The sequence below is a fragment of the Paenibacillus sp. USHLN196 genome (assembly GCF_037144955.1).
In the GTDB taxonomy this organism is placed as follows: domain Bacteria; phylum Bacillota; class Bacilli; order Paenibacillales; family Paenibacillaceae; genus Paenibacillus; species Paenibacillus xylanexedens_C.
In genome coordinates, this window is sequence record NZ_JBBCYH010000002.1 from 610,990 (window position 1) to 629,022 (window position 18,033).

14 protein-coding genes are annotated in these 18,033 nt (G+C 46.9%); 5 read left to right on the top strand and 9 right to left on the bottom strand.

Going from position 1 to position 18,033, the window contains the following annotated elements:
- Positions 1–87: 87 nt before the first annotated feature.
- A complete protein-coding gene (locus tag WFI24_RS06040; protein WP_336759497.1) occupies positions 88–663 on the top strand; it encodes a GbsR/MarR family transcriptional regulator in 576 nt (191 codons plus the stop codon).
- A 129-nt stretch (positions 664–792) separates the two neighbouring features.
- Here WFI24_RS06040 and WFI24_RS06045 read toward each other — a convergent pair whose 3' ends face one another.
- Both WFI24_RS06045 and WFI24_RS06050 read right to left on the bottom strand, forming a co-directional pair.
- Positions 793–2,412, bottom strand: a complete 1,620-nt coding sequence (locus tag WFI24_RS06045) for a helix-turn-helix domain-containing protein (protein WP_336759499.1) — start codon at positions 2,410–2,412, stop codon at positions 793–795.
- Between the two features lie 185 nt (positions 2,413–2,597).
- Positions 2,598–3,884 carry a DUF5050 domain-containing protein gene (locus WFI24_RS06050; protein WP_336759501.1) on the bottom strand — a complete coding sequence of 429 codons (1,287 nt, stop codon included), beginning with the start codon at positions 3,882–3,884 and terminating at the stop codon, positions 2,598–2,600.
- A gap of 264 nt (positions 3,885–4,148) precedes the next feature.
- Between WFI24_RS06050 and WFI24_RS06055 the strand changes: the two genes are divergently transcribed.
- Positions 4,149–5,135, top strand: a complete 987-nt coding sequence (locus WFI24_RS06055; RefSeq protein WP_336759503.1) for a Gfo/Idh/MocA family protein — start codon at positions 4,149–4,151, stop codon at positions 5,133–5,135.
- A 3-nt stretch (positions 5,136–5,138) separates the two neighbouring features.
- Here WFI24_RS06055 and WFI24_RS06060 read toward each other — a convergent pair whose 3' ends face one another.
- From WFI24_RS06060 to WFI24_RS06070, 3 genes are all read right to left on the bottom strand, one after another.
- The gene (locus tag WFI24_RS06060; RefSeq protein WP_336759505.1) at positions 5,139–5,933 is read right to left on the bottom strand and encodes a MurR/RpiR family transcriptional regulator; all 795 of its coding nucleotides are present in this window, start codon (positions 5,931–5,933) and stop codon (positions 5,139–5,141) included.
- Between the two features lie 90 nt (positions 5,934–6,023).
- Positions 6,024–6,857, bottom strand: a complete 834-nt coding sequence (locus WFI24_RS06065; protein ID WP_336759507.1) for an ABC transporter permease subunit — start codon at positions 6,855–6,857, stop codon at positions 6,024–6,026.
- Positions 6,850–7,755, bottom strand: coding sequence for an ABC transporter ATP-binding protein (locus tag WFI24_RS06070; RefSeq protein ID WP_336759509.1), 906 nt, complete (start codon positions 7,753–7,755; stop codon positions 6,850–6,852). Before WFI24_RS06070 ends, WFI24_RS06065 begins: the two co-directional genes overlap by 8 nt.
- Positions 7,756–8,203: 448 nt before the next feature.
- Here WFI24_RS06070 and WFI24_RS06075 point away from each other — a divergent pair, with 448 nt between their 5' ends.
- A complete protein-coding gene (locus tag WFI24_RS06075; RefSeq protein ID WP_336759511.1) occupies positions 8,204–10,039 on the top strand; it encodes an HSP90 family protein in 1,836 nt (611 codons plus the stop codon).
- Positions 10,039–11,088, top strand: a complete 1,050-nt coding sequence (locus WFI24_RS06080) for a hypothetical protein (protein WP_336759513.1) — start codon at positions 10,039–10,041, stop codon at positions 11,086–11,088. Before WFI24_RS06075 ends, WFI24_RS06080 begins: the two co-directional genes overlap by 1 nt.
- A gap of 153 nt (positions 11,089–11,241) precedes the next feature.
- Here WFI24_RS06080 and WFI24_RS06085 read toward each other — a convergent pair whose 3' ends face one another.
- The 4 genes from WFI24_RS06085 to WFI24_RS06100 form a co-directional block, all read right to left on the bottom strand.
- Complete coding sequence (locus WFI24_RS06085) at positions 11,242–13,449, bottom strand: serine hydrolase (protein WP_336759515.1); 2,208 nt, start codon at positions 13,447–13,449, stop codon at positions 11,242–11,244.
- A 50-nt stretch (positions 13,450–13,499) separates the two neighbouring features.
- On the bottom strand, positions 13,500–14,270 hold the full coding sequence (locus tag WFI24_RS06090) for a DUF3169 family protein (protein WP_336759517.1): 771 nt from the start codon (positions 14,268–14,270) through the stop codon (positions 13,500–13,502).
- 1 nt (position 14,271) lies between these two features.
- The gene (locus WFI24_RS06095) at positions 14,272–14,481 is read right to left on the bottom strand and encodes a helix-turn-helix transcriptional regulator (RefSeq protein ID WP_017690042.1); all 210 of its coding nucleotides are present in this window, start codon (positions 14,479–14,481) and stop codon (positions 14,272–14,274) included.
- 162 nt (positions 14,482–14,643) lie between these two features.
- A complete protein-coding gene (locus tag WFI24_RS06100) occupies positions 14,644–15,894 on the bottom strand; it encodes an MFS transporter (RefSeq protein WP_336759521.1) in 1,251 nt (416 codons plus the stop codon).
- 157 nt (positions 15,895–16,051) lie between these two features.
- Between WFI24_RS06100 and WFI24_RS06105 the strand changes: the two genes are divergently transcribed.
- Positions 16,052–17,932 carry an ABC transporter substrate-binding protein gene (locus WFI24_RS06105; protein ID WP_336759523.1) on the top strand — a complete coding sequence of 627 codons (1,881 nt, stop codon included), beginning with the start codon at positions 16,052–16,054 and terminating at the stop codon, positions 17,930–17,932.
- The last annotated feature ends 101 nt before the right edge of the window (positions 17,933–18,033 follow it).

Here is an 18,033-nt window from a genome sequence, read left to right on the forward strand (position 1 = left end):
CGGATGCTTTCCCATGTAAGCAGGACTTTTAAAGTGTTGCAATTATTTTGCCAAGACTGTGGAATGTTCAGAATGGAGGTTGCAAGCATGGGCTTGGACCATTTACAAGAGGAACAGCAGGCAACCGTGCTGAAGATTCGTAAACGCGTCATTGAAGCCATTGGACGTAATATGGATCTTTACGGCGTTACGCTGTCAACGGGACACTTATATGGATTGCTATTTTTTGCAGACAAGCCAATGACCCTTGACGATATGGGACGGGAAATGGAAATGAGCAAAACGAGTATGAGTACAGGTGTACGAACACTGCTGGATTTGAAAATGGTGAATAAAGTATGGAGCAAGGGCTCCAGGAAAGACCTATATGAAGTGGAGTATGACTGGCATCAGACGTTTACGGATTATTTTGCTATCAAATGGAGAAAAGCTGTGGAGAGTAACCTTCAGATTCTGCGGAAATCCATTGACGAACTGAATCGCTTAGTCGAAGATCTGGATGAGCAGGCAGATGCTGAACTTATCCGCATTCTGATGGAAGACAAACACAAGGTTTTGCAAGCGGAAGCATATTACAAATGGTTGGATCGGTTAATTGATACCATGGAAGACGAAGAGATATACAAGTTGGTTCCGAAGGAAGAGATTAAGGAACACTCATAATTACATGCAAAGGGCCCTTTCCTTTATAGGAGAGGGCCCTTTGGCCTGTGCAATATCTTACTGAATTATAATTGAAGGAACACGATGTAAAAGATAACCTTGCCCAACGTATCGACTTATGTTCAGCGTCTAATGTCCGATCAGACCTGCATGAGAAAAGACCACAGACTGTTGGGCAATCTGTTCCAGTTCAATTAGAATCTGCAGCCGTCCAGCCGGAGTCCAGCATAACCGTTGCCAATTCGAAATATCGTGAACGTTACCTTGCAACACGGCAGGGGAACGATTCCACGATGCCGTTTGTTTCATGCGTCGGAACACCTTTTCACTGGCAGGCTGAAGCGTAGCACGATGAATAAATAGGTAATCCGTGTCCAGCACGGGGATGCTATCTGCCGCATACTCATTTCTGTAGATTTCGGGGGATACAAGCTGGGCAGGATGGAGCTCCAGTTCATCATACAACAACTGATTTAAGGGGTCCTCGCCTGATCCCTGCAAGCGGATGGACTGGTTCGTAATGTGCATCAGAGCAATACGTCCCTGTTCGAAATACAGTTGTAGGCTTTGGCTTGCCTCAAGCTTGCGAAACTCAAGTTCCTTGAAATTCAGCAACGCCTGCTTCTCACGTCCAACCAGTTCGGCTATGCGAATAAGGTTCTCTTTCCAGTCATTTGTTGATTCTAAAATGATGGTAGGTGCAATGCTTTTCAGCCGATCGTAATAGGGCTGGTGGTAAAAGTCACCGATGATCAAGTCTGGCTTCGCCTGCCGAAGTTGATCGAATTGCCTGGTTAATCTGCGTTCTTGTTCATCGGCATCGCGATCAAGGGCTCCTTCCAGCACAGCTACCGGATGCAGTCCAAGCGAGGCCAGGTTCTCGTGGAATCCCATAATGGATGCCGTGGCAACTCGAAGTTGATCTCTTTTCATATATACACTGGGTGCAATCCCCAAGGTTTGTTTGAATTTGCGGCTAAAATAATACTCGTTGCCATACCCGACAGATATCGCGACGTCTTTGATGTTACACGTTTCCGCTGTCAGCTGTTTTTTGGCTTCGTCTATACGTAAACGGTTCAGGTAATCGGTCGGTGACATGCCCTTGGCTTTCTTGAAACTGCGAGAATAAGAACTGGGTGTGAGTCCAGCAATCTTGGCGAGCTGATCCATGCTAATTCCTTCACTCATGAAGCGTCGCATATACATAATGCTGCGTTCCAAGGCAGGGTCCACTTTCTCATGATTGGCTTCCAGCCGATTCTCCGAGAGAAACTGCAGCAGCTCATGCAGCTGGCTATGTATGCTGATAAAGTGTTCTGGTTGAAGACCGCGAAAGGTTTCATACAGTTGTTCCAAACGTGATACAGCCTGCTGTTCGTGACGCACCAGCAATCTGCCTGTCTGCCAATCCAGCGGGAAGCCAGGAGTAGGGGTCATTTTCCATTCACCACGGACTTGCTGCAAACGAACAGTATCCATGCTTAGCAATATACATTCGGTCACTTTCGAGCGTGCAGCGGCCTCAATGGTTGTACCTGGATTCAACACGAACAGGCTGCCGGCTTGAGCCGTATAGACTGTATCATTAAGGACCAGAACACCGTCTCCTTGCAAAATAAGACAGAGCTTGGGCCGGGACACCATCTTGCCTTGCACACGGAAGTTCTTCCCACGACGCACACGGCACATGGAGGAGAGGAGCGGTAGAGATGAGGTTTCAGCAATGAAAGGAAACTGTTCAGTCATACGGACCATCCTTTTGTCTTATTTTCTTAATGATAACAATTATCATTCTCATATGGAAGATGTTTTTAAAAAATAGTTTTCGACATCAAAAAAGGACTACCAAGAGCCATTATGGCTGCAAGGTAATCCTCATTGTTATGGACAAGGCTGTTTAATAGGCTATGTGCCTGAATCCACAGTATAGGTTAGTACGGTGTTACCAATAGAATATTGTCGAGGAAAACGTCACTCATTACTTTTTTGCCAGTTCCCCCCGTTTGCACGTGATACAGGCGATACTGATCTTTGGCATTGATGTAGAACAGACCGGCAACATCATCTCTGATATGGAATGCATCCCATTCGTCACTGGTAAGTTTGGTTACCTTGAGAGCTGTGTTGACTGAATAGAGACCGTTGTTGCCCGAGATGTATGCAGCCGTCGGTGTGCCATTGGTCAATTGATTCGCAACATACGTTACATTGTTCAAGTTCAGGTTGGCGGACTTGGTCACTTTGTTGCTGGAGACCGTTTTGGCATAAGCCTTTTTGTCTGCATCAATAATTACAACCTTGTCTGTACCGAGTGAACTTACTTCCCGGACGCTCTTGTTATGAAGCTGAAGTGTTTTGGCTGAAGTCGTCAACGCAAACGCTTTGCCTTTGGCGTAATTGTAATCCTTGTTACTATCCAGCGCGATTCCTTTGTTATACACGTAAAGATTGTTCCCCCAACCACCGGAATATACAGCATTCACATCCAACTTGGCTTTTGGGTTAACCGCAGTGGCCTTGCCAGTGTTGTAATTCACCTTATACATAACGACAGCATTGGTGGAGTAAAACTGCTCGTAAGGGTCGGTATTGACCATCAGTTGCATTTCTTTTTTGGCTTGATTGGTAAAATAACGACTTTCCACTGCACCTGCAGCAATGCGCTGTACAGCTCCAGAGCCGTTGGACGTTTTGGAGACGATCCATGTGTTTCCATTAACTAATGCATTATAGTAGGCACGCCCTTTGGCGACCACGAGAAACGGAAAATCGGTATCGGCCTTGTCGGCAATCTTGGTGGCAGTGGAAGCATCACTATTGCCATTAGCGCGATAAATCGTGCCTGTTGCGTCCAGATAATAGATGAACCCGTTATCCGTATAATAGCTGAGTACATCTGTAGCAAATGTCTCTGCCGCATCGCTGGACCCGTCATTCGGAACCCGAAGCAAGGTTGTAGAAGAGGCAGTCTGAGTGTAGTAGAGATAAGAGCCTGCTGCGAGCAAGTCCACACCTTGGAAATCAATTAATACTTCTGTTGTGTTACTGCCATCAGCGGATACTTTGTACAAGACTCCGTCAGACTCATAATACACTGTGGATTGGCTGAGTGAAGCTGCTTGGGCTGCGCTTCCGCCTCCCAATGTCATTGCTGCAAGCAGTGTAATGAGCAGCAATGTACAGATGGTGCGTTGTAAGTATGTATACCCTGTTTTCATTCTTTCATCGTCCCCTTCGTTCTATATGTATGTAATTAACGCCTTATGTTATATCGGTAAACAATGGAAGATATGTTAGATCTCGAATGTGAAAAAAGAGAGAATGAAATTGAATTTCATGCATATTCAAACCTGAAATCGAATTACGCATGTTGCTGCCAATCCTGTCCCAAAGCATTCTCCGCTTGACTTGATCGTGATAACATAGCACTCAACCCGAGCAGAGGCCAACTGACAAACCAACGACAGGAGCGAAATAATACGATGAATATAGCAACGATTGGTACGGGGTCTATTGTGGATGCCATTTTATCCGCGATAAATGAACTGGAGGATGTCACTTGTACAGCGATGTACTCCCGGAAGAGAGAGACAGCACAGGAGCTTGCGGGTAAGTATGGGGTCGGTACAATCTATACGGACCTGGAATCCCTATTCTCAGATGTGAGTGTAGATCTCATCTACATTGCTTCACCGAATAGCATGCATTACGAACATGCCTATCAGGCACTTCAACAAGGCAAGCATGTCGTCTGTGAAAAACCGTTCACGTCCACGCTTCAGGAAGCAGAAACGTTGATTGCACTTGCGAAGGAAAAAAATCTGTTGCTGTTTGAAGCCATTTCCAACATTCATCTGCCTAATATTAAAATCATACAGGAGCAACTGCCCAAGCTCGGTCGAATCAAACTCATCCAGTGTAACTACAGTCAATACTCGCGCAAATACAATGATCTGCTGGCAGGGGAGACACCGAACGTATTCAATCCACAATTCTCTGGTGGAGCGCTGATGGATATTAATATTTACAATCTGCATCTGGTCATGAATCTGTTTGGCAGGCCGAATTCCGTATCGTATACCGCGAATCAGCATGCGAACGGCATTGATACATCAGGTGTGGTGGTTCTTAAATATCCGGAGTTTATTGCGGAATGTGTAGGTGCCAAAGACACAAGCAGCATGAACTTTGTCCTTATTCAGGGAGAGAAGGGGTATCTTCAGGTTGTGGGAGGAGCAAATGGTTGCCGGGAGATCAAGCTTCAGATCGGAAATGAGCCTGCTGAGACGTATAATGCGCAGACCAAATCCAATTGGCTGTACTATGAGTGGCAAGCGTTCAGGGATATCCATGCAAGTGGAGATCTCGAACGTTCTTACGAACTGCTGGAACACAGCCAGTCTGTGATGAGTGTGCTCATGAGTGCGCGTAAGGATGCTGGAATTCAATTCGCAGCAGATCAACGGTAATCGTTAATACATGTCGCTGATGCTTCCCATGTACAACATGTCGAAAATATAAAGTACAGAGACCATCGAAGATATTTTGGACAGCCTTAATTGTTCATTGTATCCATAAGCCAGCAGCGTCTCGTCACAATGCTTGGACAGTGTTGAATGGTTGTTGCCCGTGACCGCGATGACTTTCATCTGTTTGTTGCTCAGCACTTTGGCGGCTTCATTCATGGATTGGTTCTCTCCTGTGTGAGAAATAACAAAAGACAGCGTCAGGCTATTGGGGTTTATCGTGTTCAAATAATGCATGTTGGGACTATTGTGAGCAATCGCAGATATGCCGAGTTCATTCCACTTGGCACAAGCCTGTTGCGCCAGGTAATAATTCATATCACTGCCATAGATATCGATGCGTCCGGATTGTTTGACCCAGCCCGCGATTCGTTGCAAAACAGGAGCGTTTAACATCCGGCGTGTATCATCCAGCGCCTGCTGATACAGGTAAGGAACCGAGTCGATGGCAGCCAGCACGTTGCCCTGTTCTGCGAATGGAGCATCCAGCGTCTGCAACGCGGAAGGCATCTGTTGATATTCAAGAGCAAGCTTTAACTGAAAGTCTGGGTACCCCTTGGTACCCAGCTTTTTGCATAAGCGAACAATGGTGGATGAGCTTGTATAGGTCTGCTGAGCCAGTTCATGGGCTGTAGAATCGAACACGACTTCGGGATTGTTCAGGATATAGTCCACAATATGCTTCTCCTGTGCCGTTAATTGTGGAGCATATTTTAATTTTTGAAGTAGTTTGGATTCCATGCGGTTGTTCCATTCCTCTCTATAATCATCCCAAAGCATATATCTCCACATCATAACCTGCGTATATTTATTTCTCAATCTGTACATCAGTCAGATCTGACTTTCCGCCAGTTGTTGACGACTATTCCATAGCGTGACGAAACGAAGGAGAACCACACTAATGAGCATGAGCACAGCTCCAATCATGAGTAACATCCAAGGACCGATTAGCAACATGCCACTGGCTTGACCAGCGACTAAGGCGATCAGGGGAAGGACAACCAATCCTCCGAGTTGATAAGCTTCCTGGAACCCGCGGACCTTGGCCGAGATCAGCACGTTTAACAAAATCACCATAAGACTGCAAGCAGGAACAACCCACAGGACCAGGATCATCCAGTTCAGATTGGGAAACATCAACGTTCCAAACATGGGGTACATCAGAATATTGGCTATCAATCCGTAGATCAGGAAAGTAACCCAGGATAATAGAATGGATGGGATCAGGGCAGCCAGTACTTTGCCTTTAAAAAGAGTGTCCATACTGATCGGTGCAAATAACAATCCTTCCAGCGTTTTACGTTCCTTTTCTCCAGCGAAACTATTGGCCGTCAGAATACTGGACGCCATCACCGGAATGATGAGAAACAAGGGAGCGAACATATACATGGCCAAATAATAGACAATACGATGATTATCTGTAGGCATAGAAGCAAGCTGAGGAATCTGTCCACTATGGGTTAACGTATCCAATGATTCGAGCAGAAAGCTGATGTTGCCCAGAGAACGAAGTTCCATTCTGGAGGCCGCCCACAGGAGCGCAGAGGGCATGATAATTCCGATGATCAGTGGAACGATTAACATGGGCAACCAGAGCTGAACACTGGCTGTGACGGACCGGATATCTTTACGTACCAGTGCACGTATGGCTTGGCGGTTATTCATGATGGTGTGCCTCCCTTATGGCAAAATAGATACTTTCCAGATCACTGCCCGTGATGCGGGCCTGATAGACTTGGCCGTGCTCCGTTAATTGCCGTAACAACAGTGGAATATCCTCACGGGATGGAAGCTGATACGTCGCTTGATATGCGGATGTTGTCTCAGGCGTATAATCGGTTGAATTGTGCCATCCATTAGGCATGTTGGCTTCTACTTCGAGCTTTGGTGTGGACAGGTACCGGCTAACAATCTCCTGTTCCGTACCCTCCTCAACAATGCGGCCCTTTTCCATGAAAATATAACGATCACAGACAGCTGACAGTTGAGACAGCACGTGAGACGAGACCAGAATCGTCATCTTTTCTTCCTTATTTAACTGACGGATGATGCGAAGCACCATCTGAATTCCATCCGGATCCAGGCCATTGGTTGGCTCATCCAGAAACAGGATGGAAGGACGGTGCAGGAGCACTCGTGCAAGGCCCAAGCGTTTCTTCATGCCTGTGCTATAGGTGCCGACTTTGCGATGCTGATATTCCTGCAACTCGAACAGGTTCACAAGCTCATCAATTCGTTCTCTGGCTTGCTTTAGGCCGAATGCATCAGCGAAGAAAGTCAGATTGTCACGCCCGCTCATATTTTCATATAATCCACTTTGTTCGGTAAGGGTGCCACACATGGCTAGCACTTTCTCCGCCTCACGAGCCGCGTCCAATCCGTTAATGGTTACCTGTCCACCTGAGGCACCCAAGACACCGTTCATGATACGGATCAGTGTGGTTTTGCCCGAACCGTTGGGGCCAATCAGCCCAGTGACGCTGCCTTGCTTAACTGTGAAGCTGACATCATTTAGTGCTTGATGCGCCTTGAATTGCTTGGATATATTGCGTACTTCGATCATGTACATTCACCGTCCGATCTGAGTTTGGAGATTATACGTCCGGTAGGCGCATATCGTTCAAATGGATGATAAAAAAAGATGAATCTCTCCGTCAATAGTCCCGGATGGAGGGTGCACACATATCCCCGATTCCCCTTCAAATCGGGTCTATGGTTTGTTTTCACTATGACTTGTACCATGTATCCTTATGAGAAGGATAGAATATCCGTTTCATTGCTAATGTTGACGTGGTAATGAAATATAAGGGCTAACATCTCAGGCATGCCTGAAATATGCATCTAACGCCGGTCTTGGTTATCCAGGGCCGGCTTGACGTGATGTTATGGCGTCCCCTGTCACGGGGAACGTCTGTTTCTAACAATTACATAATGAATTCGTCTAACACATCCATATGAATACATCATATGAGTACATATTGTGTTTGGACGTAGAGGAAGGTGAGTGAGTCATGACAGCATCCAATGAGTATCGTTTTCAAGTGAATCTGAGCGGCATGATCCAGATTTTGTCCAACCATCTATATAGCAGTCCGAAAGTGTTCTTGCGCGAACTGATGCAGAATGCGACGGATGCGATTACTGCACGAACAGAGGCAGAGCCCGGATATCAGGGTACAGTGCGTGTAGAATTGACAGGAACAGGTGACCAGCTGACCATGATGGTGGAGGACAACGGCATCGGCTTGACTGAAGCTGATATCCATGAATTCCTGGCCATGATTGGACAATCCTCGAAGCGCGGACAGCAAGCGCTGCTGGATGGAGAGTCTTCGTTTATCGGACGTTTCGGGATCGGGTTGTTATCCTGTTTCATGGTGAGTCACGAAATCGTCATGCTGACACAATCAGCGAAGGGCGGCCCTTCGATGGAGTGGCGGGGCAAGCCGGATGGCACGTATACGATCCGTCAGCTGGATACACAACTGTCCCCAGGGACCAAAGTATATCTGCGTTGCACACCGGACGCGGCGCACTACTTTGAACCGGATTATGTGAAAGAAGCTCTGTTCTATTACGGAGCGTTATTGCCGTATCCAGTCACGTTGCATCATGACGGTGCGCAACATGTGGTGAATAGCGAGACACCGATCTGGCTGATGGACCCTGTACTCGCACGTTCACGCAGAGCGGAGGTACTGGCTTTTGGTGAACGTCTGCTTGGCGAGCAGTTCCAGGACTTCATTCCGTTGACGACAGCTTCAGGTCGTACCGGAGGTATTGCTTTTGTACTGCCACACGCGGTTAATCTCAATGCCAAGCGTTCTCACCGGGTTTACCTGAAGCGAATGCTGATTTCGGAGAAGGCTGAGAACATTTTGCCAGAGTGGGCTTTCTTCGTGAAATGCCTGATCTGGACAGATGAGCTTCAACCGACGGCATCACGGGAACATTTTTATGAAAATGAGAAGCTGGAGGAAGTTCGCTCCGAACTCGGAGACGCACTTCGCAAGGGACTGGCCGACATGGCTGAGAGCCAGACGGAACGGCTGCAGAAGCTGATTCGCCTGCATGCTCTGTCCATGAAGGCACTGGCTGTGCAGGATCAAGCATTCTACGCGATGATTCATCGCTGGCTGCCTTTTGAGAGTACGAGGGGTCACCGTGAACTGGGTGAGCTGATCGATGAAGGAGAGACGTTGTATTTCACGTCCTCTGTTGATGAGTACCGTCAGATTCATCATGTGGCATCCGCACAATCGATGCTGGTTATTAACGGTGGTTACATCTATGACAGCGATTTGATGGCTACACTGCCGATGACCGTGCACAACGTGCACACGGAGGGGCTACAGCCGGATCAGGTCTCGATGAGTTTCACCGATGTGCCACCCGCTGAACGCAATCCGTATTATGATGCTTTGCGACTGGCTGATTCCGCTTTGCAGCGTTTCAGATGTCGGGCTGAGGTCAAAGGTTTCAAGCCATCGGATCTGCCGGTGTTGTTCACGCTGTCTCAGGAATCCTCTACCCTGCGTGCGCTGGAAAAAGCGAGCGAAGAGAGCACTGAATTATTTTCATCTGTGCTTGGCTCCTTATCCTCTGGCATTAGTTCGGCAGGATATTCAACCTTGTACTTGAATGTGAACAATCCGGTTATTCAGCGTGTGTTAACGTCACCGGATGCCCAGATGACGCCGATTGCCATTGAGATGCTGTATGTCAATGCACTGATGATGGGGCATTATGCCATGAGCAAGCAAGAGCTTGAAGTGTTAAATCAGGGCATTGTTCGTTTTATTGATTGGGGTTTGCGTGCAAATACAGACCGTAAGGGGGATGCCTGATGAAGACAGAGATGGATTTTGAAGAACTGATGGACGAGGCCTATGGCTTGCCCAATGGTTCGGCGAAGCTCGGTATGCTGGAGGAAGCGGCAAGAGTTGCCGATGTGAACGGCATGGAGGAAGAGGCATACGAAGCAAGATCGGAGATTGTGGAGACAGCAACATTCTGCGGTTATCCGATGAAAGCACTGATTGCTTTTTCCTGGCAGCTGGGCAAGTTCGACCAACAGCCCGAAGAATATGATGAAGAAACGTTAATGTGGTCGTACAAATGGATATTGGGCAAGATGCCCGACTTCCCGGAAATATCACGCGAGAAGATCCTGGAGCTGTTGGAGGATTTCGGACGGCGTTTCAAGTCCTACGGTTACAGCGAACGCTCTTACTGGTATTATCGGTTCCGGATCTTTATGGATTTTGGGGAGCTGGAGGAAGCGGGACGCAGTTATGATCGATTCAGAACGATGGATCGTGACTTTATGAGTGACTGCGAAGCCTGTGAGCAGGATGAGATTATGCGTTATTTCTTGTTAAAAGGAGACGATGAGAAGGTGTTGGAGGTGGCACAGCCTATCCTGAAAGGGCGTATGAGCTGTGCGGAGATTCCACATCTGACTTTGTCTGAAATTTTGATGCCGTTATATCGGTTGGGACGGACTGCGGAAGCAGATAAACATCAGACCAAGGGATATCGCATGATTAAAGGCCAGAACGATTTTGTGCAGAGTTTTGCGGAGCAGATGGATTATCTCACACGTACGAATCCGGCGAAAGGTATTGATGTGCTGGAGGAAACACTGGTGTTCGCTGCCGATCATGAAGATCCTTACGCCAAAATGTTGTTCTACGCCAGAGCAGCATCGTTGCTTCGCCGCTGGGCGGAAGAATCTCCGAAATACCGATTGCGTCTGCCAGCGTCCTTCCCGTATGAAGGCGATCCAGGCGACCTGCTCAAGCTGGCCGATTACTTTGCGGAGCATGCTCAGACCGCTGCAGCCAAGTTTGATCAGCGCAACGGGAATCGCCATGTATCTTCGTTGATCGAATAGAGACGGATGTAACTGAGTAACAGATTTTTATAATAAGTTAGGAAAAGGAACGAAACAGGCTTGTTCAAGAAGGATCGTACCCTTCTGAACAAGCCTGTTTTTTTCTTCCATCATAAGCATGATAAATCTAATCGGTATGAAGATGTTTCATTTTTATTGTGTTGAAGTCGCAGAAGGGACCGGCGCTGGTACTGGAACCGGTGCAGTTTCAGATGTCTCCTCTGCAGCTTCGGCTTCTTCAGCAGGTTCTGCTTGCGGCTGCTGAGCAGCCATCAGTTCAGCGACGATTTGATCTGTTGGTTGGGTAAGCAGCGCATACATGATCGCAGCCTCTTCCTGACGAATTAGAGGTTTGCGGGAAAGGAAATCAACAGAACCATCCTCCAATACCTTCACCTCAGGTCCATGGATACCAAGTTTCGCCATCATCTGAACGGCTGGTACAGCCCATGGGTCCGTGTGTCCTGCAAGTTGGACATCCGTGAACAGTTCATTAGGATATTGCAGTTGCAGAGATCTCCATATCATTACCATCGCTTCCTGTCTGGTGATAACTTGATCTGGTTTAAACTGTAGTTGATCCGTGCCTGTAATCATGCCAGATTCATACCCAAGCTGAATATATCCAGCTGCAGCATGATCGGCCCAATCGGTACCCGTAGGTGGTGTCGTTTTGCTCGCTTTCAATCCGCTCAATTTAAGGACATTCTCAATAAATTCAGCTCGAGTTACTGCCGTTTTTGGTTGAAAGGATTCGCTTGCATCATTCACATAATGTCCGAGTGATTGTAATCCATTGATAGCCTCAGCATAAGGACTGTTCTCACGAACATCCCGGAAGCCCATAGGCTTTTGCCCTTTTTTCTCATAACCCATAGGGTTGAGGTAAGGTTCTTTCAGGTATGTGGTACCATCTGCATATTCTTTGAATGCTGTGAATTGACCAGTCAATTCATCTTTGAAGAGATTATCTTCCACTTGAATCAGGTTGCGTTGACCGAGGAACACATCGTTAATGCTCAGTTGTCCTGGCTTATCGCTGCCACCTTTCAGGGAACTTACAATCGTGCTAAGTCGAAGATCTGCGTACAATCCGGTGAAGCGTTGCAGCTCAGCTGCTGATTGCGGCGTGTATTCCTTGAATTGCACAGGCTCCGCATATTGCGGGAAGAAATTCTGAATGAATGCCGGGTAGAACAGATTACGAAGTGCTCCATTCTGATTATACGTCAGGAAGACGCCTGTATTTTGCTCGGGAATAAGGAAGAGATAAGAGCTGAATCCGGTCAGGTCGCCTGCTTTCGTAATAACTTTTGGACTACTTCCTGCACCGGGAATCTGAAATGCTGCTTCAAATCCATAGGTGGTGTCCGGTAACAATGGGTGAATGGAAGAACGGTATTGTTCCATGCTTTTCACCGTGGATTCCTTGAGAATCCGCTCGTTGTCCTTCACGCCATCATTCAGGAAAGCGATCATGAACTTCCCAATGTCCTCTGCTGTAGACAACATGCCGCCTTGAGGCATAGGTGTTGGAGCGATGGTGTACAGATCAAGCGGATTGTGTGCCGCATCATAGCCAGTAGCCAACTGCTTTTGGAACTTTTTGTCCAGCATGAAACTGCTGTTATCCATTCCCAGCGGTTTGAAGATATGTTGTTGCATGTAGGATTCAAAGGGCTCACCGCTTACATTTTCAACAATCATGCCAAGCAGCAAAAACGAGAAATTATCGTACATGTAGGCGCTACCAGGCTCTCGAACGACAGGAGGCATGTGTTGCTGTGCGTAATCCTCCATCGCTATGTACTTGTCGAAATCAGTATGGATATCTTCCTGCTGCGGATCACGGATCTCGAATCCGGTCGTGTGTGTGAGCAGGTTTTCCACAGTTACAGGCTTGTCAAAAGGATTATCGAATTCGAGCCCTTTCACATAGGTCTGAAAATCAGCTTGCAGATCAACTTTACCTTGCTCGACCAGCTGCATTACAGCTGCTGACGTGAACGTTTTGGAGACAGAGGCTACACGAAAGGCAGTCTTTTTCGGATCGATCGGTGTTTTGCTCTCCACATCGGAGAAGCCATATCCTTTTTCCGCCAGTACTTTGCCATCTTTCACAACAACCACGGAGGCTCCCACATAATGGGGCTTTGCCTCAGGTAAATCGAAAAATGAATCCAGAAATGTTGTAGCCGATTCAGTTGTCAGCGCTTTCGTCTTACCCTGTTCAGCAGCTACAGAAGTCGGGGTCTCCGCCTGAACTGCGGGTACCGACAGACTGAGAGACAGAACCACGGCCATGAAAGCTCCTGTTAGGGAGGTGAACCTGAAGCGGGTGTTTCGTTTGGATAAATGCATGCAAACACTCCTTTATGAAAATATTTACAAAATAGTTACCTACCCATGTATTACTGATTACTCGCCCGATAGGTTTCACGATAATAGATTCCAATGTTGGCAATCCAGATCACGGAGAGCACTACAATCGGGAATGGAGCAAAGGTAAAGAGCATCGAATATAGAACCATAGAGACCATTCCGACACCAAGAAGTACATTCATCATCTGAAAAGAACGATAGGCTGCGCGATACACAAGCCATTTCTCGCCTTCATCCAGCTTCTCAAAATGATCCTTCTTCATATTGCGCGAGTTCAGATCCAGAGTGCGCTCAGGATAATAACGGTTGTATCGCTTCACAGTCAGAGTTTGCACTACCACGACGATGATAATGGAGATACACGAAGCAACGAGATTCAAGAGGTTAAACAGTTCTGGAGAATTCGGCATCGTTCGGTTGGATGCATACAAGGACAAGGCAAGTGCTGCCCAGGTAAATGTAACAATAACACTGAATCCGCTGAGTATCATCGCTTTTCCGAGGGAGCGCTCTGCTGGAGAGATTAGTGAATCAGTATCTCCATAAGCATCGTCTTCCTTGGGAGGGACAGAAGGCGTGCGTGAGAGACTGAAGATGTTCCACACCGTCATAACTACCACAAGAGCCGCCAGGATTGCGAATAAAAGATCATAGTCATAGTACACGGACAACGTCCAGTTCAAGTCAGAAGGGACTTTACTGACTCCGCTAGCTCCGAGAAAACCAACTACAGCGCCACCTGCTGCATACAAGGGAAGACGCAACCGCTTTTTGATGGACGAAGATGATGAATTTTTCATTCTAATCTCCACCTTTCAATTCAAATATTTTTTCGACTGGTTCACGAAATACATGTGCTATTTTTAGTGCCAGGACAACCGACGGAGAGTAATCTCCACGTTCAATCAGGGCAATGGTTTGACGGGATGCGCCGATGAGCTTGGCTAGTTCCGCTTGGGACAGACGGTCTCTGGCTCTTAACTCCCGAACGTGATTGTGTAATTCTTCCACTTACTCACCTCCATGAACATAATGTACATGATATTTAACTAAATGTAAACTATAATATACAAAATGTTTATGATCATTTACTTTTAAACGTTGATAATGGACATGAAAAAGAGAGCCTGCTGGGCTCCCCTGGATGATTATTTTGTTGCCGGAAAAGTGAAATCAGGATGCATCTGTATATGTCAGATGTTCATTCTGTGTATCTGCCTTCCGAAGTGACATTCGGAAATAGACGAGCGCTCCAAGCCCCATTAGGCCATAGAGAACAGCCATTGCGTATGAAGGCAAAAAGGCCCCGATGCTTAACCCAAGACTTCCGAGGAGTGCAGCCACGTTATAGCTTAACCCATCAGCAGCCATGTAGGCAGCACGGTTCGAATCGGGAATCATACCAGCGAGCATGACCTGACGAACAGGGGCGTACATTAGTTCTCCAATGGTCAGGAGTATAGCAGATGAGATGAGTAACCAGGCCCAGTTGCTGAAAGCAAGTACGGTGAAACCTGCGGTATAGAGGAGCATACCAACAGTCATAATAGATCGGGACTGGAAGCGACCTATCCATCTGGAGAATGGAATGGCAACCAAGGCAACCATTACGGTGTTGATGACCATGATCAGGCTGAACATATGAAGACCAGAAAGATCCAAACCGAACAGTTGTGAGGTGAATTCACCTTTTAGACGGACAGCGATGTATTTATCAAGCTGGAATTCCAAGGAGACGGCAAGCACAGTTGCTGTGAAAAATATCATGAAACGTTTGTCTTGAAAGACCGCCCAGTACGTTTTCAGTATGTTCCTCTGGATGGGAGCATCGCCATAACCAAGCACACGTTTGTCCATTGTTTCGCGAATCATAAAGACCAGAATGAACAGGGTAATCATACTTTCTATACATACCAGACTAAACAATAGAAAACGAAAAGATTCGAAAAATAACCCGCCCATCAGGGCACCAAAGGTCACAGCGATGTTTGTTGTCCAATATTGCAATCCGTACACATAATGACGTTCATATTCACTGCTTACGTCGATAATCATCGCATTAGCAATCGGCACTGTGATCCCTGAACTTAGACTGCTGAGCAGAAACATGAGACAAGTGACAATGATCGAATCCATCCACGGCGAATTGGCGATGGCCAAACCAAGTAGAGCCACGACCTGCAGAGTTTGTGCAATCACCATTAATTTCTTTCTTCCAATCCGGTCAGACCAATATCCTGCCCACAATCCTATAATCATGGAAGCCACAATATTAACGGTCAGCAATAATCCAGCCAAGCCTGCCCCGATCTGAACACTCAGATAGATCGCCATGAATGGGATGATGGATTTCTGGGTCAGATCGGTGAAAAAATCAGTAATGATACGTATTCTGATGTTCGGGTGCAAATCGGCGTATTTCATAAGTGTTCTTCTTCCTTCCCACTGGTCATGTTGCTGTTACTGAGTATAATGGAGGAAAACCTGAAGAAAAACTGTAGAAGCAATCGAATGGATTTCGTATTTTAGCAGATAGAGGCAGAAAGATGAAAGATAGAAGTTAGAAGAAAGAAGGGCATATATGGACGTTTCAGAACATTACATTCAACTGCGGTTGAACTTTCTACATGTACATGAGGAACAAGAAATACATACTACAGTGGGTGAGCTTGCCCATCATTTGTGTTGTACCATGCGTAATATGAACCTGATTATGAACAAATTTATGGATAACGGATGGATAAGGTGGAACCCGCAGCGCGGCAGAGGTAAAACATCGTTGCTTGTCTTTTGTGTGCCGCTGCTTGAAGTGGCACGTGAGCGGTTTGAACATCTCCTGAATACGAACAGAATGGAAGACGCCTACGAATTGACTTCAATACTGCCATTCACAATGCGAGAACAATTGATGCGGGAGTTACAGAACCAATTCGGGCTACGTTCGAATGAAGGAGCCAGAGGCAGAGTGGACACCTTGCGAATTCCACAGAATACCCCTTTTAAGACATTGGACCCCACGCAGACGGCCATGTGGGGAGAAGTTTTTATTATTGCGGAGGTTTTCGATCGTTTGGTTCGCTTTAATGCTGAACACCAGGTCTGTGAACCAAGTCTTTCTGTGGCATGGGAGAGTCATTTGGAGGGGAGGGAGTGGACCTTTTATCTGCACAAAGGTATACCATTTCATCATGGCAGGGTATTGGATTCAGAGGACGTGAAGTTTACCTTTGATCGCATTCTCTCTGACAATAGTAACCCGTGCAGGCCTCTGTTTGGATCTATTGAGAGGATAGAGACGTTGGACGAATTGACTGTACGTTTTGTGTTAAACAAGCCAAACTTCATGTTCCCGGATCTGATGAGCAGTATGTCTGCATCGATCTTACCGAGGGATGTGGAGATGAACCCGCTCCATCCGATTGGAACAGGACCTTATCGGTTGGCGCGTCATGATTCCAAGCTGCTTGTGTTGGAAGTATTCCCTTCCTACTTCCGAGGCCGAGCATATATTGACCGCGTTGAAGTATGGCAACTTCCCCACTCTGGGAGGGTGGAGTCCGTCATCAAGCATAATTTATTTCCGGATGCGGAGCCTCGTGCCGTGCAGCATGAGATGCAAGGTGGCATGTATATGACGTTTAATATGCAAAAGGAAGGGCCACAGCATGATGTGAATTTTCGCCGGGCGGTTCAACAGTTATTGAATGCAGATGAGTTGTCGGAGGCGCTCGGGAATTCGAATACGCAGGCTGCCTTTAGTTTGATTCGAGGACGAGTACAGAAGCAGCATTTAACGGAGAATTTGGACCAAGGGGAGCTGTGGAAACCGCAATCGGAACATTCCGAAGGTTCTGCTGAACCAGCACCTTCCGTGGAGTCCTCACTGGCACGGGCCGCAGCATTATTACGACGTAGCTCTTACCAAGGACAGACCTTATCTCTGTGGGTGGAAGAAGGCGAGAAAATGGAGGAAGATATGATCTGGTTTGCAGAGAGGTGTACACAAATCGGCTTACATATAACCATTATCCCGAGAGACCCGGTCCACGCGGTCTATCAGGATGGATTCAGGGATTGTGATTTAATCTATACAGGAGAAGTGTTCGATCAACATGTCATGCTGAGTCTTGTGACCATGTATACCTTCCAGAATACTCTATTTCTGATTGCAATGAATGATTCATGGAGACATGAACTGGAACAGGAATGCGGACGAATTGTCATGATCCGTGAACCTGCTGAACGGTTGGATAGATTGATTCAACTGGAAGATCGACTTATTCACGAGGCACTGCTTCTGCCCACATACAGCTTCAGGGAAGAACACGCTCATCATGCTTCTCTTCGTAATTATTGTGTCGCGGGACATAGCTTGCCTGATCTGCGCCAATTGTGGGTGAAGAGAATCCCAGGTGCCGAGGAAGAGGATACGAGTTATCCAGTGTATATTCCGTTGTGGTAGGACTATGCGAGCGTAGCAATGCCGTATTAACTGACTTCACTGAAAGCTTGTCAAACTAGTCCGCATATATCGAACAAGTCCCTCATAGACATGTACTAATC